Genomic DNA, 18,149 nt, shown 5'->3' with positions numbered 1-18,149 from the left:
TCGCAACCCGCCCCGTCGACGACGGCGTCCGCACCGGCCGGGACCGGCGGGTGGGCGCCGCCGGGGCCGGGACGGAGGGACCCGGGCGGCGGCGCCCGAGCCGTCAGCCCAGCCGGGCCCCGTCCGCGGCGAACAGGTGGGTACGCGCCGGGTCCGGTGCCAGGTGCACCCCGGTGCCCCGCGCCGGGGGCCGGCGCCCGTCCACCCGGGCGACCATCGGGTGCTCGACGCCGTCGAGGCGGGTGCGGCCGTAGACGTAGGCGTCCGCGCCGAGCTCCTCGACCAGGTCGATCTCCAGGGGGATGCCGTCGTCGGCGAGGTGCAGGTCCTCGGGGCGGACCCCGAGGGTGACCGTGTCCCCCGCCCCGCGCGGCACCGCGACGTCGGCACCGCCCAGCCGGACGCCGTCCGCGGTCACCGGCAGGCTCAGCAGGTTCATCGCGGGCGAGCCGATGAACCCGGCGACGAAGGCGTTGGCCGGGCGGGCGTAGAGCTCGCCGGGGGCGGCGCACTGCTGCAGCAGACCGTCCTTGAGCACGGCCACCCGGTCGCCCATCGTCATGGCCTCGACCTGGTCGTGGGTGACGTAGACGGTGGTGACCCCGAGCCGGCGCTGCAGCGAGGCGATCTGGGTGCGGGTCTGCACGCGCAGCTTGGCGTCGAGGTTGGACAGGGGCTCGTCCATCAGGAACACCTGCGGCTGGCGGACGATCGCGCGTCCCATCGCGACGCGCTGGCGCTGCCCGCCCGACAGCGCCTTGGGCTTGCGCTCGAGGTAGGCCTCCAGGTCGAGGATGCGCGCGGCCTCGGCGACCCGGTGGGCGATCTCGGCCTTCGCGGTCCCCGCCATCCGCAGCGCGAAGCCCATGTTCTCGGCGACCGACATGTGCGGGTAGAGGGCGTAGTTCTGGAACACCATCGCGGTGTCGCGTTCCTTGGGGGCGACGCCGGTGACGTCGCGCTCGCCGATGCGGATGCGGCCGCCGTCGACGTCCTCCAGACCGGCGAGCATCCGCAGCGAGGTGGTCTTGCCGCAGCCCGACGGCCCGACCAGCACGAGGAACTCGCCGTCGGCGATCTCGAGGTCCAGGGCGTCGACGGCGGCCCGGGTCGACCCGGGGTAGCGCCGCGTCACCGCGTCGTAGGTCACGCCGGCCATGGTGGTGGTCCTTCCGGTGGGGGATCGGGCTCGCGGTACAGCGGCGGCCTGCGGTCGCGCAGGACGTGGTTGTGCGCGGTGAGGCGCTTGTCGCGGGCGGCGGCCGGGTCGAGCGTGGCCAGCAGCACGCCGGGCTCCCCCGGCGGCGGACCGCCGGGCCCGGCGAGCAGGTCCCCGTCGGCGCCTGCGATCACCGGCGCCCCGAACCAGGCGACCCCGCGCTCGGTGCCGCAGCGGTCCGCGGCCACCACGTGCACCCGGTACGCCCCGGCGACGGCGCGCACCTTCGCCACCTCCAGCGGGTGCTGCCCGCCGGGGGTCGGGCGCCACGGCCAGTTCACCGGCGCGGCGACGATCTCGGCGCCGTCCTGCGCGGCCCGGCGCACCCACTCGGGGAACTCCAGGTCGTAGCAGACCATCGGGGCGATCCGCCCGGCCGCGGTCGCGACCACCGGGGGTGCGGCGTCGCCGGGGGTGAACAGCGTGTGCTCGCGGTCCCAGAGGTGGACCTTGCGGTAGACCGCGCGGCGCACCCCGTTCTCGACGAGGACGGCGCTGTTGTACACGCGGCCGTCGTCGCCGAGCTCGGCGAACCCGGCGACGACGACGCAGCGCAGCTCCGCCGACAGGGCCGCGAAGCGGGCGATGGTGGGACCGTCGGCGGGTTCGGCGGCGGCCAGCGCCTCGGCGGCGTCGGCGAAGGCGTAGCCGCAGACGGTGAGCTCCGGCAGGACGACGAGCCGGGCCCCGCCGGCGACCGCCTCGCGCACCGCGCGCTCGGCGACCGCCGGGTCCGGGGCGTCGATCCGCGCCGGGATCCGGCACGCCGCCACCGTCACCGCACCGGCGGCACCCGGCACCACCGGTCCGGGCGCCGCCCCCGTCGGCCCCGTGGGTCCCGTCCGCGGCATCGGCCCGTCCTCAGTCGTCCTCGGCCGCGAACGCCAGCACGGCGGCCGGGGCGAGGTAGCCGTCGGCGTCGAGGACCCGGCCCCGGTCACGGGCACCGGCCACGACCTCGGGCGCCCACTGGTGCCGGACCCGGCCGTCGCCGCCGGTGACGACCAGCAGCTCACCGGTGCCGGGGGTGGCGGTCCGGCCGCCGTCGGCGTCGAGCGCGGTCATCGACCGCCAGGCGCCGGGCGGCACCGACAGGGTGTCCCGCGGGCCGAGCTCGACGGTGCGCGCGTCGTCGCCGGTGTTGAGGGTGACCGCCCAGTGCCCGGCCTTCACCGTCAGCACCTGGGTCGCGTCGTGCCGGTGGGTGAGCACGCCGTCCCCGGGCAGGGCGCGCAGCCACGCCAGCGCGAACCCGTGCGGGTCGAGCAGCCGCGGTGCCGCGGCCCGGCTCTCCGCGGTGCCCCAGCCGATGACCGGGGCGAGCTCGGCGCCACCGCCGGGCAGCCGCGAGCACAGGTAGGGCTCGGCGACCCACGGCCGGTCGGCGGCGTGCACCACGCGGCCGCGGAACTGCTCGGCGGTGTAGACGTCGAGCCGGTCGATCTCGGCCTGGTCCATCGGCCGGATCAGCGCGACGTCCTCGGGCAGCGGGTCCCCGGCGACGGTGTCGATGAGCCGGTTGTCCGCGGTGAGCCGGCCAGGAGCAGAGCCAGCACCGTCACGACGGCGGTGGTGATCCGGTGGGGGCGCACCGCACCATGAGAACCCACCCGTGTGGGCGGGGCCACTCCACCCGTCGTGGTGACCCGGCGGTGTGGCTGCTTGCCCCGGCCCATCCGGCTGTCGAGAGTCCCCGCCGTGCCCCGTGTCCTGTCCGTCCTGTTCGCCGCGGTGCTCGGCTGCGCCGTCCTGCCCGCGGCCGCCCTGCCCGCGGCCGCCGACGGACCGGGGCGCACGTTCGTCGCCGTGTCGGTCGCGACCGTGTGGACCTCACCGGACAGCCCGCGCCCGCGGGACCGGGCCGCCGTCGCCGCCCCGGCCGACCCGGCCGCGTGGATGGGGTCGATGAGCAGCGCGGACCGCCGCGAGCTCACCACCGCCTCGCGGACCCAGACCCAGGCGCTGCTCGGCGCCCCGGTGACCGTGACCGAGCGCCGCGACGGGTGGGCGCGGGTCGTCGTGCCCGGCCAGCCGTCGGGCAAGGACGGCCGCGGCTACCCCGGCTGGGTCCCCGCGGCCCAGCTCGTCGACGACCCCGCGTTCGGCGCGCTCGCCGCGGGGGCGCCCACCGGCACCGTCGACGGGGTCGCGACGGCCTGGCTGTACCGCGACCCGGCACGCACCGAACGGCTGCGCGAGGTCAGCGTGGGCACCCGGCTGCCGGTCGTCGGCGAGGCGGGCGACGCGGTCCGGGTCGCGCTGCCCGGCGGCGACCAGGCGTGGCTGACGGCGGGTGAGCTGCGCGGAGGGGCCCCGCCCTCCCCGACCGGGGAGGGTCTGGTCACGACGGCGCGGCTGTTCCTGGACCGTCCCTACCTGTGGGGCGGGCGTTCCGGGTTCGGCCCGGACTGCTCGGGGCTGACCGGGCTGACCTACGCCCTGCACGGCATCACCGTCGGGCGGGACGCCTCCGACCAGTCCCGCGGCGGGCGCCCGGTCGACGACCCCGCCGACCTGCGTCCCGGTGACCTGCTGTTCTGGAACTCCCCGGCGACGCACGTCGCGATGTACGCCGGCGACGGCACGATGATCGAGGCCTTCGACGCGGCCACCCCGGTCCGGGTGACCCCGGTGCGGTTCGACGCGGCCTACTCCGGTGCCCGCCGGTACCTGCCGTGACCTGAACACCTGACGAGGTGTGACCGCCGCCCCGGGCGGGTCCCCCCACCGGTCGTGGATGCCTACAGTGTCCGGCGTGCCGTCGCCGACCACCCGTACCCGCGCCGACGCCTGCCCCGGCGTCGTGTCGCCGCACGCGGCGGCGGACGGGGCCCTGGCGCGGGTCCGGCTGCCCGGCGGGACGGTCACCGCGGCGGCGCTGCGTGCGGTCGCGGCGCTGGCCCGCGACGCCGGCGACGGCGCCGTCCACCTGACCTCGCGCGGGAACCTGCAGCTGCGCGGCCTCGACCCGGCCGACCCGCGCCCGGTGGAGCGGCTGACGGCGGCCGGGCTGCTGCCGTCGAGGACCCACGAGCGGGTCCGCAACGTGCTGGCCTCCCCCCTGTCGGGGATCGACGGCGGCCTCGCCGACGTCCGCGGCCTGGCCACCGTGCTCGACCGCGGCCTGTGCGGGCGCCCCACGCTGTCGGCGCTGCCCGGCCGGTTCCTGTTCGCCCTCGACGACGGCCGCGGCGACGTCGCCGCCGAGCGCCCCGACCTGTGCTGGCGGGCGCGGGGCTCCGACGGGGGCGAGCTCGTCGTGGCGGGCGAGCCGACCGGCCTCTCCTGTCCCCCCGCCGAGGCCCCCGTGCTGCTGCTCGACGCGGCCGCGGCGTTCCTCGACCTGCGGGCCGCACACAGCGCCGACCCGGCCGCGCGGGCCTGGCGCGCCGCGGAGCTGCCCGGAGCCGCGACCGGGATCGCGGCCCGGCTCTCCGGCCGCTGGACGACGCCCGCGCCGGGACCCGGAGCCCGGTCCGCGGGCGACACCGGTGGTCGATCGGCACGTTCCCGCCGTGCGGAGGGCGGGAACGTGCTCGTCGGCGTGTCCGACGGCGGAGCACTGGGCGTCGCGCCCCTGCTCGGGCAGCTCTCGGCCGCGCAGCTCGACGTGCTGGCCGGTGAGGCCCCGGGGCTGCTGGTCACCCCGTGGCGCACCCTCGTGCTGCCCACCCCGGCAGCCGGTGCCGCCGACCGACTGGCCGGGGCGGGACTCGTCGTCGACCCCGGGCACCCCGCGCTGCGGGTGAGCGCCTGCGCCGGGTCGCCGGGCTGCGCGAAGTCCCTGGCCGACGTGCGTGCCCATGCGCTCGACCTCATCGGCCGGGGCGGCCCGCGGACGGGCGCGGGGCCGGACATGCTGCACGTCGTCGGCTGCGCCCGCCGCTGCGGCGCCCCGCACACCGCGCACCGCGACGCCGTGGCCACCGGGCCGGGCACCTACGTCATCGACGGACACACGATCACGACCGAGGAGCTCCGCTGAGCGGGTACGACTACATCACCGACGGCAACGAGATCTACCGCCGCTCGTTCGCGACGATCCGCGCGGAGACCGACCTCTCCGGGCTCCCGCCCGGCGTCGACGACATCGCCGTCCGCATGATCCACGCCTGCGGCCAGGTCGACCTCGTCGACGACATCGCCGCCTCCGACGGCGTCGTCGCGGCCGCACGCGCCGCGCTGCGGGCCGGTGCCCCGATCCTGTGCGACGCGATGATGGTCGCCTCCGGGGTGACCGCCGCCCGGCTGCCCGCGGACAACGAGGTGCTCTGCCTGCTGCGCGACGCCCGGGTGCCCGACCACGCGCGCCGGATCGGCAACACCCGGTCCGCGGCCGCGCTGGAGCTGCTCGCCGACCGCTTCGAGGGCGCGGTGCTCGCGATCGGGAACGCCCCGACCGCGCTGTTCCACGTGCTGGACCTCATCGACCGCGGCGACGCACCCCGCCCGGCCGCGATCATCGGCATCCCGGTGGGGTTCATCGGCGCCGCCGAGTCCAAGGCCGCCCTCGCCGAGCGGACCGACCTGGAGCACCTCGTCGTCCACGGCCGGCGTGGCGGGTCGGCGATCACCGCGGCGGCGCTGAACGCGTTGGCCCACGAGCAGGAGATCATCGCGTGAACGAGCGTGCGAGTGCCGCGCAGCAGCACAGCGTGACAGGCACCCTCTACGGCGTCGGCCTCGGTCCGGGCGACCCCGAGCTGACCACGATCAAGGCCGCCCGGCTCGTCCGCGACGCCGACGTGATCGCCTACCACTCGGCCCGGCACGGCCGCTCCATCGCGCGCCGGATCGCCGAACCGCACCTGTCGGGCACCGCGATCGAGGAGGCGCTGGTCTACCCGGTCACCACCGAGGCCACCGACCACCCCGGCGGCTACCAGGGTGCGATCGACGCGTTCTACACCGAGGCCGCCGCCCGGCTCGCCGCGCACCTCGACGCGGGCCGCGACGTCGTACTGCTCGCCGAGGGCGACCCGCTCTTCTACGGCTCCTACATGCACATGCACAAGAGGCTGGCCGGGCGCTACCCGACCGAGGTCGTCCCGGGGGTCACCTCGATCAGCGGCGCCGCCGCGGCGATCGGGCAGCCGCTGGTGGAGCGCGACGAGGTGCTCACCGTGCTGCCGGGCACGCTGCCCCGCGAGGAGCTCGCGAGGCGGCTCGCGGGCACCGACTCGGCGGCGGTGATGAAGCTCGGGCGCACCTTCACCACGGTCCGCGGGGCGATGGCCGACGCCGGCGTGCTCGACCGGGCCCGCTACGTCGAACGGGCCACGATGGAGGGCCAGCGGACCGGCTCGCTGTCCGACGTGGACCCCTCGGACGTGCCCTACTTCGCGATCGCCCTGGTCCCCGGTGAGGTCGCCGCCTCGGTGCCCGAGGAGGCCGTCGCGTCTGTCGTGGAGCCCGGAGGTGCGGCGGCCGAGGAGCGGTCGGTGCGCGGGCCGGGTGAGGTCGTCGTGGTCGGGACCGGTCCCGCCGGGCGGGACTGGCTGACCCCGCAGGTCGCCCGCGCCCTGTCGGAGGTGGACGACCTCGTCGGCTACGGCCCCTACCTGGACCGGGTGCCGCCGAACCCGCGCCAGGCCCGGCACGCCTCGGACAACAAGGTCGAGTCCGAGCGGGCGGCGCACGCGCTGGACCTGGCCGCGTCGGGGCGGCGGGTCGCCGTCGTCTCCGCCGGGGACCCGGGGGTGTTCGCGATGGCGACCGCGGTGCTGGAGGTGGCGGCGGAGCCGAAGTACCACGACGTCCCGGTCCGGGTGCTGCCCGGCATGTCCGCGGCGCAGGCCGTGGCGGCCGCCGTCGGTGCCCCGCTGGGGCACGACCACGCCCTGATCTCGTTGTCCGACCGGCTCAAGCCGTGGGACGTGGTCGCGGACCGGCTGCGTGCCGTGGCCGCGGCGGACCTGGCGATCGCGATCTACAACCCACGCTCGAGGGCCCGGCCGTGGCAGGTCGGCGCGGCCCGTGACGTGCTGCTGGAGCACCGTGCACCGGGGACCCCGGTGGTGCTGGGCCGCGACGTCGGCGGCGCCGGGCAGCGGATCGTCGTCACCACGCTGGGCCAACTGGACCCGGAGCAGGTCGACATGCGCACCCTGGTGGTGGTCGGCTCGTCGACGACCCGGGCGGTCGAGCGCGGCGGCACGACCGTCGTGTTCACGCCCCGGCACTACGGCCCCGGCGGCACGACGACCGACTGACCACATCCGCCGGTTGTCGACATCCTGACGGATGCCGGTTCCGCGCTAGCGTCACGCCGTGCAACTGCAGGTGCGGCGCTTCGGGCCCGACGACTGGGAGCCGGCCCGCGCGGCCCGGCTCGCCTCGCTTCGGGACGGCTTCGGTGAGGACAGCGACTTCTACCGCGAGCAGGCGTCCATGGAACCGGCCGCCTGGCGGCTGGTCCTGGCCGAGCACGTCCGCTTCGGCGCCTTCGACGGCGACCGGCCGGTCGGCACCGCCTGCTGGCGGACCGGTGACGACGGCGACGGGCAGCTCTACGGCATGTGGGTCCATCCCGACGCGCGCGGGACCGGGCTGGCCGACGCGCTCGTCGACGCCGTCGTCGCGGCCGCGCGCGAGCTCGGCTCGGCCACCCTGTCGCTGAAGGTCGAACCGGGCAACGCCCGGGCGATCGCCTTCTACCTCCGCACCGGGTTCGTCGCCGACGGCGACCCCGGCCCGGGGCTGGTCGTCATGACCCGACCCGTCTGACCGCGTCGGCGAGCCCCGGCAGGGCCGTCAGCCCGGTCAGGCCCGCTGGGAGGATCGCACCATGCGAGCAGTACGGATCACCGCGTTCGGCGCGCCGCCCGAGGTCGTGGACCTGCCGGACCCCACCCCGCCCGCGGGTGGGGTCGTCGTGCGGGTGGAGGCGACCGGGCTGTGCGCCAGCGACCGGTTCGCCTGGGCCGGGCACGACGGTGACGTGACGCTCCCCCACGTGCCCGGCCACGAGCTGGTCGGGCACGTGGTCGCGACCGGCGCCGGGGTCACCCGGTTCCGGGCCGGTGACCGGGTCACGACGCCGTTCGTCTGCGGCTGCGGTGCCTGCCCGGACTGCCGGGCGGGCCGCGCGCAGGTCTGCCCGCACCAGCAGCAGCCCGGGTTCACCCACGACGGGTCCTTCGCCGAGCTCGTCGCGCTGCACCACGCCGACCACAACCTGGTGCCGGTCCCCGACGACACCGACGCGGCCGGCGCCGCACTGCTCGGCTGCCGGGTCGCCACCGCGCACCGGGCGCTCGTCGGGCGCGGCCGGCTGACCTCCGGGGAGCGGGTCCTCGTGCTCGGAGCGGGTGGGGTCGGGCTGGCCGCGGTGCTGATCGCGTCGGCGCTGGGCGCCGAGGCGGTCGTCGCGGACCCCTCGCCCGCGGCGCGGGCCCGGGCGGTCGAGCTGGGCGCGGTCGCGGCGGTGGACACCGCGGACGGCCCGGACGCGGTGCGCGGGGCCGTCGGCGACGGCGGCGCCCGCCTCGCGGTCGAGGCCGCGGGCCGCGCGGACGCCCTGGACCTCGGCGTCCGGTCGCTGCGCAGGCACGGGACGCTGGTGCAGGTCGGTCTGCTCACCCGGGAGCCGGTGGTGCCGGTGCCGCTGATGATCGCGCACGAGCTGACCGTCACCGGCAGCCACGGCATGGCCGCGGCGGACTACCCGGAGCTGATGGCGCTCGTCGCCGACGGGCGGCTCGACCCGGGCCGGCTGGTCACCCGGCGGACCGGGCTGGACGCGCTCGCCGAGGCGCTGGCCGCGGCTCCCGAGCCGGGCGGGATCCTCGTCGGCCTGCCCCGGGACCCGGCCGCGGACCGCTCGGCCCTCCCGGTGCAGCCGGTCCCCGGGTGATCAGTCCCCGAGCAGCCGGGCCAGCGCCGCGTCCACCGTGGGCTCCACCGCGACCCCGCCGGGCAGCGGCGGCCGGTCGACGACGAGGACCGGCACCCCGCGCTCCCGGGCGGCGGTGAGCTTCGGCGCGGTCGCCGCACCGCCGGAGTCCTTGGTGACCAGCACGTGCGGGACCACGGCCCCGAACAGGGCGCGCTCGTCGTCGAGGGCGAACGGGCCCCGGTCGAGCAGCAGCTCGTGCCGGGCGGGCAGCGGGCCGTCGGGCGGGTCGACCGCGCGGATCCAGAACGCCGCGTCGACAGCCGCGAAGTGCGCCAGTCCCCCGCGGCCGGTCGTCAGCAGGACCCGCCCGGCCGGACCGGGGAGCAGGCCGGGCAGCGCGGCCGCGGCGGCGGCGACCGAGGCGACCCGGTGCCACCGGTCCCCCGGCCCGGGCGTCCAGCCCGGCCGGCGCAGCACGACCAGCGGCACCCCGGTCCCCGCGCAGGCGGCGGCCGCGTTCGCGGTCATCGTCGAGGCGAACGGATGGGTCGCGTCGAGCACCGCCGCGACCCGCTCGGCGCGCAGGTGCGCGGCCAGCCCCGCGGCACCGCCGAAGCCGCCGATGCGGACCTCGCCGTCGGGCAGGGCCGGGCTGCGCACCGCCCCGGCCAGCGACGACACGACCCGGACGTCGTCCCGGCCGGCCAGCGAGGCGGCCGCGGCCCGGCCCTCGGTCGTACCGCCGAGGACCAGCACCGTGCGGGGAGCGCTCACACCCGTCAGGGTAGGGGGATGGCGATCACGACCGTGGTGTTCGACGTCAACGAGACCCTGTCGGACCTGACCCCGATGGGGGCCCGGTTCGCCGCGCTGGGCGCTCCGGAGGAGCTCGGGCCGCTCTGGTTCGCCGCGACCCTGCGCGAGGGCATGGCGCAGGCCACCGGTGGGGAGCTGACGCCCTTCGCCGAGCTGGCGACGGCGACCGCGGCCGGGCTGCTGCGCCGGCACGGCGTCGCCGACCCCGACGCGGGCGCGCGGCACGTCGTCGACGGCTTCCTGGAGCTGCCGGTGCACGACGACGTCCACGGCGGGGTCGCGGCACTGCGGTCCGCGGGGCTGCGGCTGGTGACGCTGTCGAACGGCGCCGCGTCGGTGGCCGAGCGGCTGCTCGGCGACCACGGCCTGCGCGAGCAGTTCGACGCGGTGCTGTCGGTGGAGGACGCCGGGATCTGGAAGCCGGCTCCCGCCTCCTACGCGTACGCGCTGCGGGCCTGCGGGGTCGACGCGGCCGAGTCGGTGATGGTCGCGGTGCACCCGTGGGATCTCCACGGCGCCGCCCGGGCCGGGATGGCGACGGCCTGGCTGGACCGCCACGGCGACACCTGGCCCGGGTACCTCACCCCACCGACCTTCACCGTCGGCGCGCTGCCCGAGCTGGCCGGCCACCTGGCCTGAGCCCGCGGGACGCCGGGAGCGGTGCCGTCCGGCCCGCTCCCGTCAGACCGCCGCCAGCACCGGCTCGAACGCGATCTCGGCCGCGCCGACCAGCGCGCCGTCGCGGCCGAGCGGGGAGACCGCGAGCCGGGTCCCGCCCGCGGCCCGGCTCACCAGGCTGCGCCGGCGCAGCTCGGACCCGATCCGCTCGACCACCGAGGGCGGCAGCGCGCCGAACAGGTCGCCCAGCACGACGAGCTCGGGGGCCAGCATGTTCACCACGGTGACCAGCCCGGCGGTCATCCACCCGGCGTAGCCCTCCAGCAGCCGGTCGGCCCGGCCCGGCACGACGGCCAGGTCGCGCAGCTCCGCGACGAGCACCCCGCGCGGGGTGTCCTCGGGCAGGCCGAGCGCGCGGCACAGCGCGGGCTCGCCGACCTCGGTCTCCCAGCAGCCGTGCGAGCCGCAGAAACACTCCCGCCCGTCCGGGCGGACCATGAGGTGGCCGAGCTCGCCGACGTAGCCGCCGGTGCCGCGCAGCGGCTGCCCGCCCGACACCACGCCGCCGCCGACGCCGACGTCGGCCGAGAGGTAGACCATGTCGGCGACGTCGCGGCCGATCCCGCGCAGGTGCTCGGCGAGTGCGCCGGCCTCCGCGTCGTTGGCGACCTGCACCGGCCGGGCGAGGACGGCGGCGAGCCGGGCCCCCAGCTCGACGTCGCGCCAGCCGAGGTTGGGCGCCTCGTGCACGAAGCCGTCGGAGCGCCGCACGACGCCGGGCACCGAGACCCCGACCGCCTGCTCGGCGACGCCCAGCTCGTCGCGCAGCAGGGCGGCGGACTCGGCGAGGTGGGTGATCACCTCGCCGGGCAGCCGGGTGGTGCGGTGCAGGTTCCAGCTGTGCCGGCCCAGGATCTGGCCGCCGATGCCGACCATCGCCAGCGCGACCTGCTCGACCCGGATGTCGACGGCGAGCACCACCGCCGCCTGCGGGTCGGGCAGCACCAGCAGCGACGGCCGCCCGGCCCCGGAGCGCTGGGCCGGGACGGCCTCGGTGACGACGCCCGCCTCGGCGAGCCCGTCCACCACCGCCTTGATCGTGCTGCGGTTGAGGCCGAGCTCGCCGGCCAGCGTCGCGCGGGTGCAGGGACCCTCGACGTGCAGCCGGCGCAACAGGACGGCCCGGTTGTGCCGGCGCGCGTCGTCGGGTCGGGTCCCCGATCCGGGCTGGGTCATGTCACCGGCCGCTGGCCGCCGCCCGGCGCCGTGACGCCACGTCGACACCGGCCGCGAGCAGCAGCACCAGGCCGGTCACCACGAACACGACCGCGGCGGGCTGCTTGAGCAGGCCCAGACCGTTCTGCACCGTGGCGAGCACCGTGCCGCCGATGACGGCGTTGCTGATGCGGCCGCGGCCGCCGAACAGCGACGTGCCGCCGATGACCGCGGCGCCGACCGCGAACAGCAGGGTGTTGCCGCCACCGGCCGCCGGGTTGACCGACCCGATCTTCGACGAATAGACGATCGCGCCGATCGCGGCGAAGGCGGTGGAGATGACGAACACCGACGCCCGGATGCGGGCGACGTCGATGCCGGCCCGGCGCGCGGCCTCCCGGTTGCCGCCGACGGCGTAGACGTGACGGCCGAACCGGGTCCGGTCGAGCACCCAGGTGCCCGCGACGAGCAGCACCAGCACGACCGGGACGACGTAGGGGATCCCGGCGATCGCGATGACGCCGGGCGAGCGGTCCTGCACGAGTGCGAACGTCACCAGCCCGCCGAGCACCACCACCGCTCCGATCTTGAGTGCGACCAGCCCCGTCGGCGGCGCGACCAGCCCGCCGCGGAGCCGGGTCCGCAGGCGCACCACCTGGACGGCCGCGTAGCCGCCGGCGACGACCACGAACAGCACCCAGGACGCCGTGACCGAGAGATTGCCGTTCGCCACGGCGTTGATCAAGGGGTCGCGCAGCGCGATGGTGCCGCCGTCGCCGATGAGCTGCAGGATCACGCCCTGCCACGTGATGAACAACGCCAGCGTCACGACGAACGACGGCATCCCGATCCGGGCCACGAGGAACCCGGTGAGGCAGCCGATCACCACCCCGACGCCGACGGCGAGCCCCATCACGGTGAACGCGTTCGCCGGGACCCCGATCACGAGCACGACCGCGGTGAGCAGGCTGATCACCGACCCGGCCCACACCCGGACCAGCGCGGCGAGCACGGCACCGGCCAGCATCACCGCCACGAGCAGCACGAACACGGTGGTGCCGGTGGCGCCGAGCACGTTGCCGTCGCTCATCAGGTGCAGCGCCATCAGCGCCGCCGCCAGCCCGGACGCCGTACCGGCGGCCAGGTCGATCTCCCCGGTGAGCAGCACGAACACCAGGCCCATCGCGATGATGGTCGGGCCGGCGCCCTGCTGGAGCAGGTTCGCCAGGTTGAGCAGGCTCGGGAAGGTGCCGCCCGAGTCCAGCACGCTGAACAGCACGAACAGCGCGGCCAGGCCGAGCAGCGCCGGCAGCGAGCCCAGGTCACCGCCACGCAGGCCGCGCAGGTACGCCGTGATCGCCTCGCGGGTGGTGCGGGCGGTGGTGTCGATGCCGAAGTCGGCGGCCCGGTTACCGGGGTTCGCCCGGCGGGCCGCGCTCTGCTCCTGCTCGGGCGCGGGCGTCCGTTCGGTCACGGTGTCTCCTCCCGGGCCGGCGGGGCCGGACGGATCGGGGTGGGGGGCCATCAGGTCACCGCCTGCTCGGGCCGCGGCAGCCCGAGCTCGCCGGAGCGGCCCGCGGTGATGAGCTGGACGACGTCGGAGTGGGTGACCTCGCGGGTCGGGACCTGCGCGACCATCCGGCCGAGGTAGAGGCAGGCGATCCGGTCGGACACCTCGAACACGTCGGCCATGTTGTGGCTGATGAGCACGACGCCGAGGCCCTGCTCGGCCAGCCGTCGCACGAGGTCGAGCACCTGGCGGGTCTGGGCGACGCCGAGCGCCGCGGTCGGCTCGTCGAGCAGCACGACGCGCGAGTCCCAGAGCACCGCCTTGGCGATGGCGACGGTCTGGCGCTGCCCGCCGGACAGCGACGCGACCGGGGTCCGGACCGAGGTGACGGTGCGGACCGAGAGCGACGCGAGGGTGTCGCGGGCGGCCTGCTCCATCGAGCCCTCGTCGAGCATCCAGGAGCGGCCGCGCTCGCGGCCGAGGAACATGTTCTGGACGATGTCGAGGTTGTCGGCCAGCGCGAGGTCCTGGTAGACGACCTCGATGCCGAGCCGGGAGGCGTCCGACGGCCCGGCGACGGTCACCGGCGCCCCTTCGAACAGGACCTCGCCGGAGTCGATCGGGTGGATACCCGCGACGCACTTGACCAGGGTGGACTTGCCCGCGCCGTTGTCGCCGACGAGCGCGGTGACCTCGCCGGCGCGCACGGTCAGGTCGACGTCGTGCAGGACCTGCACGGCGCCGAAGCTCTTCGACACACCGCGCAGGGAGAGGATGGGGTCGGCCACTTCGGGCACCTTCCACGTGGGCGTCGGCCGGGCCGCGGCGGGGTCTCCGCCGCGGCCCGGTCCGGCTGCGGGTCCTACTTGATGCCGAGCTGGCCGCAGGCGGCCTGGGTCTCGGCGTTGCAGATCTCCGAGGCCTTGACGTAGCCGGCGTCGGTGACCTTCTTGACCGAGTCCTTGGTGATGAGCTGCGGCTCGAGCAGCACCGACTTGACGTCGCGGTTGCCCTTCGGGTCCTCGACCGTCTGGGTGGCGACGCCGTCGGCGGCCGCGGTGTCGCCCTTGGCCAGGGCACCGGCGAGCTTCGCGGCGGCCTCGGCCTCCTGCTCGATCGGCTTGAACACCGTCATGTACTGGTCCCCGCGCAGGATCGCGGCGAGCCCGTCGGCGGTGGCGTCCTGGCCGGTGACCACGACCTTGCCGTTCAGGCCGTACTTGGCCAGCACCGTGACGATGGCGCCGGCGAGGCCGTCGTTGGCGGCGACGACGCCGTCGACCTTGCCGCCGTTGCCGGTGAGGATCTGCTCGAAGGTGGTGCCACCGACCTGGTTGTCCCACTTGTCGATCTTCTGACTCTGCACCAGCTTCAGCGCCCCGGACTCGTACTTGGGCTTCAGCACGATCTGCTGGCCGTTGTAGAACAGGGTCGCGTTGTTGTCGGTCGGCGCGCCCTCGATCTCGATGACCTGGGCGCCCGGCTTGTCGCCGATGCCCTGGACCAGGCCCTCTCCCTGCAGGGCGCCGACCTTCTCGTTGTCGAAGGAGACGTAGTAGTCGCTGACGCCGCCGAGGTTGAGCCGGTCGTAGTCGATGACCGGGATGCCCTGGGCCTTGGCCTTCTGGGCGACGGCGGTCCCGCCGTCGCTGCTGATCGAGGCGATGATCATGACCTTGACACCGCTGGAGATCATGCCGTCGGCCAGGGTGGAGAACTTCTGCTCGTCGCCCTGGGCGTTCTGGATGTCGGGGTCCATGCCCTGGGCGCGCAGCGCCTTGTCCAGCATGGGCTTGTCGAAGCCCTCCCAGCGGGCCGAGGAGTCGGTCTCGGGGAGGATCACCCCGACCTTCACCCCGCCGCCGGAGCCGCCGCCGGCGGCCTCCCCGCCGCCGCCGGCGCTGTTCTGTCCGCAGCCCGCGACGGCCAGCAGCAGGCCGAGACCCGCCGCCGCGACCGCCCGACGCAGCCGGGGACCGCGCCCCGTGTTCCGTGCCCCCATCGGGGTCTCCCTCCACCACGTTGTGGACCGCTCGCATGATCACGAACGGGTGAATGTTGCGAGCGCCAACGTATTGGGCGGAACCGGTTCCGCGACAGCCTTCTGAATCGAGACAGTTCCCGTTTCGTCATCACAATCCGGTCACGAACATCGACTTTGTTGCCCTGCGGCACGATCCGGACGGCCGCCACGGCACCAGAACGCGCCGTGGCGGGCGGTGACCACCGCTCCCCCGCCCCCGGGGTCGGGCCCGCCTCAGCCGCGCAGGGTCTCCAGCAGGTCCGCCTCGACCGCGGCCAGGGTCGGGTCGGTACGGCTGCGCGGCCGCCCGGCGTCGACGACGACCTCCCGCACCACGGTCGCCGGGCGCGGCGAGAAGACCAGCACCCGGTCCGAGAGCAGGACCGCCTCCCGCACGTCGTGGGTGATCAGGACCGTCGTCCAGCCGTAGCGGGCGCGCACCGACTCCAGCCAGTCCTGCATCGCGGTCCGGGTGAGCGCGTCCAGCGCGCCGAACGGCTCGTCGAGCAGCAGCACCTCGCGCCCCCCGACGACGGTGCGCAGCAGCGCCGCGCGCTGGCGCATGCCGCCCGACAGCGCACCCGGGCGGGCGTCCTCGAAGCCCGCGAGCCCGAACGGCTCGAACAGCGCGCGGGCACGCTCGCGGGCCTCGCGGCGCCCCACGCCGGCGACCTCCAGCCCGAGGGTGGTGTTGTCGAGCACGGTGCGCCACGGGAACAGCAGGTCCTGCTGGGGCATCAGGCCGAACGGTGCGCCGCGCACCGGGCCGCCGTCGACCTCGATCCCGCCGGTCACCGTCGCCCCGTCGAGGATGCCCGCCAGGGCCCCGAACAGCGTCGACTTGCCGCATCCCGACGGCCCGACGAGCGACACGAACTCCCCCGGCGCGACGTCCAGGCTCACCCCGGACAGCACCGGCAGGTCGCCGTAGGAGACCGACAGGTCGCGCACCACGACCTTCACCGCGCACCGTGCCCGTCGTGGTCGGCCACGTACCAGGGCGTGACCAGGCGCTGCAGCAGGAAGGTCAGCGCGAACAGCGTCACCGACAGCACCGCGGTCACCCCGACGGCCGCGAGCACCAGGTCGGTGCGGAACTGGTTCTTCTGCAGCTGCATGAAGATCCCCAGGCCGGCCCGGGCGCCGACGTACTCGGCGAAGATCGCCCCGGTGACGGCGTAGGTGATCGCGATCCGCAGCGCCGTGAAGAACGACGGCAGCGCCCCGGGCAGCCGCACGTAGCGGAACCGCTGCCAGCGCGAGGCCCCCATCGACCGCAGCAGCGCGGTCGCGGACCGGTCGGTCGCGGCGAAGCCCTCGATCAGCCCCACCGCCACCGGGAAGAACGTCACCAGCGCGATGACCAGCACCTTCGGCAGCAGGCCGAACCCGAACCAGATGATGAGCAGCGGGGCGATCGCGACCACCGGCAGCGTCTGCGAGGCCACCAGCAGCGGGGTCAGCGCCCGGCGCAGCCACGGCGAGAAGTCCACCGCGACCGCGGCCGCCCAGGCCAGCACCATCGAGACGGTGAACCCGATCAGCGTCACCTGGACCGTCGGCAGCGTGTTCGCCCACAGCTCGGCCCGGAACGCCCAGCCCTGCTCGACCACCCGCAGCGGCGAGGGCAGCACCTGGGGGCGGGTGCCGGCGACGGTGACCGCGACCTGCCAGGCGACCAGCAGGGCGGTGACCAGCGCCGCGGCCGGCCACAGCCGGCGGATCACGGTGCCAGGTAGTCGTTGGTGAACCAGGTCGAGAAGTCCGGCTTCTGCCGCACCGGGGCGCCGTCCGGCCCCGCGACGGTGCCGGTGTCGTAGAGGAATCCGGAGAACCCGGCCCACTGCTGCGGGGTCTGGAACCCGACGCGGCCCTGCGTGTCGCGCAGGAAGCGCTCGCTGAGCATCTGCGCGCCCCGGTCGACCAGCGCGTCGGAGGTGAACGCGCCGGGGTTGGCCTCCTTCAGCATCCGGGCCGCGGTCGCCGGGTCCTGCGCGGCCAGCGCGTAGCCCTTCTGGACGGCCTGCACGAACGCGCGGGCCCGGTCGGGGTTGTCGCGCAGCCAGGTCGAGTTGCCCAGCAGCAGCACGTTGTAGGAGTCCGGGAAGCCGTAGTCGGTGTAGCGGAAGGTGCGGATCGGCTCGCCCCGCAGCTGCGCCTCGATGCCCTCGACGTTGACGAACGGCTCGGTGAAGTCGGCCTGGCCGGAGTAGAGCGCCTCGTAGGCCGCGGTGGACAGGACCTCGGTGCGGAAGTCGCCGCGCCCGCCGTCGGCCCGGATCACGGCCTGCATCTTCTGGTTCTCACCGGGCCCGCCGAATCCGGCGTAGACCTTGCCGTCGAGGTCGCGCGGGCGCCGGATGTCGGTGCGGTCGGAGCGCACCGCGATCTCGGTCGCCCAGTGCTGCAGGACCGCCATCACCGAGGTGATGTCGGCGCCCGCGGCCTTCGAGAACGTGAAGGAGTCCTGGAAGCCGACGCCGAAGTCAGCGGCGCCGGAACCGACCAGGGTGTCAGGCGAGGTCTGGTTGTACGGCAGGAACTCGACGTCGAGGCCGGCGTCGCGGAAGTAGCCCGCCTGCTGGGCGGCGAACAGCCCGATGTGGTTGGTGTTCGGCGTCCAGTCCAGCGCGACGCGGATCGGCCCGCCCCCGGCGGAGCCGCCGGAGCCGTCCTCCGCGGCGCAGCCGGACAGGGCCAGCGCGAGCGCCAGCGCGACGGCGAGTGGACGGAGAGCACGTGACAGCACGGGGCGGCCTCCCTACGCCGGTGTGACCCGGATCAGGTTCGAACGGTCGGCGGCCGGTCCTGCCGCCCTCTCAGCCTCGGTGCGCGGGCTCCCGCGGTACGACCGTGAACCCTACGCGGTCCGCCGGGTCCTGCCGGGACGACGTCCGCCGCACCGGACCGG

18 protein-coding genes are annotated in these 18,149 nt (G+C 75.7%); 7 read left to right on the top strand and 11 right to left on the bottom strand.

Features of this window, described 5'->3' with window-relative positions:
* Positions 1–103: 103 nt before the first annotated feature.
* From MTO91_RS11330 to MTO91_RS11320, 3 genes are read right to left on the bottom strand one after another with little or no spacing between them, the layout of a single operon-like run.
* Positions 104–1,159 (bottom strand): ABC transporter ATP-binding protein, encoded by a 1,056-nt coding sequence (locus MTO91_RS11330; RefSeq protein WP_405417672.1) that lies wholly within the window; start codon positions 1,157–1,159, stop codon positions 104–106.
* Positions 1,147–2,070: a nitrilase-related carbon-nitrogen hydrolase gene (locus MTO91_RS11325; RefSeq protein ID WP_476654468.1), complete on the bottom strand. Its 924-nt coding sequence runs from the start codon at positions 2,068–2,070 to the stop codon at positions 1,147–1,149. The genes MTO91_RS11330 and MTO91_RS11325 overlap by 13 nt, the downstream gene beginning before the upstream one ends.
* Before the next feature lie 10 nt (positions 2,071–2,080).
* On the bottom strand, positions 2,081–2,677 hold the full coding sequence (locus tag MTO91_RS11320) for a cupin domain-containing protein (RefSeq protein WP_405417678.1): 597 nt from the start codon (positions 2,675–2,677) through the stop codon (positions 2,081–2,083).
* 240 nt (positions 2,678–2,917) lie between these two features.
* Between MTO91_RS11320 and MTO91_RS11315 the strand changes: the two genes are divergently transcribed.
* The 6 genes from MTO91_RS11315 (at position 2,918) to MTO91_RS11290 (ending at position 9,074) form a co-directional block, all read left to right on the top strand.
* On the top strand, positions 2,918–3,898 hold the full coding sequence (locus MTO91_RS11315; protein ID WP_476654467.1) for a C40 family peptidase: 981 nt from the start codon (positions 2,918–2,920) through the stop codon (positions 3,896–3,898).
* Positions 3,899–3,974: 76 nt separating this feature from the next.
* Positions 3,975–5,204 carry a precorrin-3B synthase gene (locus tag MTO91_RS11310; RefSeq protein ID WP_476654466.1) on the top strand — a complete coding sequence of 410 codons (1,230 nt, stop codon included), beginning with the start codon at positions 3,975–3,977 and terminating at the stop codon, positions 5,202–5,204.
* A complete protein-coding gene (locus MTO91_RS11305; protein WP_062404674.1) occupies positions 5,201–5,842 on the top strand; it encodes a precorrin-8X methylmutase in 642 nt (213 codons plus the stop codon). Before MTO91_RS11310 ends, MTO91_RS11305 begins: the two co-directional genes overlap by 4 nt.
* A 32-nt stretch (positions 5,843–5,874) precedes the next feature.
* Positions 5,875–7,431, top strand: a complete 1,557-nt coding sequence (locus MTO91_RS11300) for a precorrin-2 C(20)-methyltransferase (RefSeq protein ID WP_476654856.1) — start codon at positions 5,875–5,877, stop codon at positions 7,429–7,431.
* Between the two features lie 58 nt (positions 7,432–7,489).
* On the top strand, positions 7,490–7,945 hold the full coding sequence (locus tag MTO91_RS11295) for a GNAT family N-acetyltransferase (RefSeq protein WP_476654465.1): 456 nt from the start codon (positions 7,490–7,492) through the stop codon (positions 7,943–7,945).
* A gap of 61 nt (positions 7,946–8,006) precedes the next feature.
* Complete coding sequence (locus MTO91_RS11290) at positions 8,007–9,074, top strand: alcohol dehydrogenase catalytic domain-containing protein (RefSeq protein WP_476654464.1); 1,068 nt, start codon at positions 8,007–8,009, stop codon at positions 9,072–9,074.
* Here the strand turns inward: MTO91_RS11290 and MTO91_RS11285 are convergent, their stop codons facing one another.
* Positions 9,075–9,830, bottom strand: coding sequence for a cobalt-precorrin-6A reductase (locus MTO91_RS11285; protein WP_476654463.1), 756 nt, complete (start codon positions 9,828–9,830; stop codon positions 9,075–9,077).
* Positions 9,831–9,848: 18 nt separating this feature from the next.
* On the opposite strand from MTO91_RS11285, the gene MTO91_RS11280 reads away from it, so the two are divergent.
* Positions 9,849–10,511, top strand: coding sequence for a haloacid dehalogenase type II (locus MTO91_RS11280; protein WP_405417686.1), 663 nt, complete (start codon positions 9,849–9,851; stop codon positions 10,509–10,511).
* A 42-nt stretch (positions 10,512–10,553) separates the two neighbouring features.
* Here the strand turns inward: MTO91_RS11280 and MTO91_RS11275 are convergent, their stop codons facing one another.
* From MTO91_RS11275 to MTO91_RS11245, 7 genes are all read right to left on the bottom strand, one after another.
* Positions 10,554–11,726 carry an ROK family protein gene (locus MTO91_RS11275; protein ID WP_062404671.1) on the bottom strand — a complete coding sequence of 391 codons (1,173 nt, stop codon included), beginning with the start codon at positions 11,724–11,726 and terminating at the stop codon, positions 10,554–10,556.
* 1 nt (position 11,727) lies between these two features.
* Positions 11,728–13,230: a sugar ABC transporter permease gene (locus MTO91_RS11270; RefSeq protein ID WP_208819569.1), complete on the bottom strand. Its 1,503-nt coding sequence runs from the start codon at positions 13,228–13,230 to the stop codon at positions 11,728–11,730.
* Positions 13,230–14,003, bottom strand: a complete 774-nt coding sequence (locus MTO91_RS11265; protein ID WP_100880336.1) for an ATP-binding cassette domain-containing protein — start codon at positions 14,001–14,003, stop codon at positions 13,230–13,232. Before MTO91_RS11265 ends, MTO91_RS11270 begins: the two co-directional genes overlap by 1 nt.
* Positions 14,004–14,077: 74 nt before the next feature.
* On the bottom strand, positions 14,078–15,217 hold the full coding sequence (locus MTO91_RS11260) for a sugar ABC transporter substrate-binding protein (protein ID WP_476654462.1): 1,140 nt from the start codon (positions 15,215–15,217) through the stop codon (positions 14,078–14,080).
* A gap of 255 nt (positions 15,218–15,472) precedes the next feature.
* Positions 15,473–16,201 (bottom strand): ABC transporter ATP-binding protein, encoded by a 729-nt coding sequence (locus MTO91_RS11255; protein ID WP_476654461.1) that lies wholly within the window; start codon positions 16,199–16,201, stop codon positions 15,473–15,475.
* Positions 16,198–16,965, bottom strand: a complete 768-nt coding sequence (locus tag MTO91_RS11250; protein WP_476654460.1) for an ABC transporter permease — start codon at positions 16,963–16,965, stop codon at positions 16,198–16,200. Before MTO91_RS11250 ends, MTO91_RS11255 begins: the two co-directional genes overlap by 4 nt.
* Positions 16,962–17,987: an ABC transporter substrate-binding protein gene (locus tag MTO91_RS11245; protein ID WP_476654459.1), complete on the bottom strand. Its 1,026-nt coding sequence runs from the start codon at positions 17,985–17,987 to the stop codon at positions 16,962–16,964. The genes MTO91_RS11250 and MTO91_RS11245 overlap by 4 nt, the downstream gene beginning before the upstream one ends.
* Between the last annotated feature and the right edge of the window lie 162 nt (positions 17,988–18,149).

The sequence above is a fragment of the Pseudonocardia sp. 2-7 genome (assembly GCF_056341085.1).
This window is presented reverse-complemented; position numbering and strand designations above follow the sequence as displayed.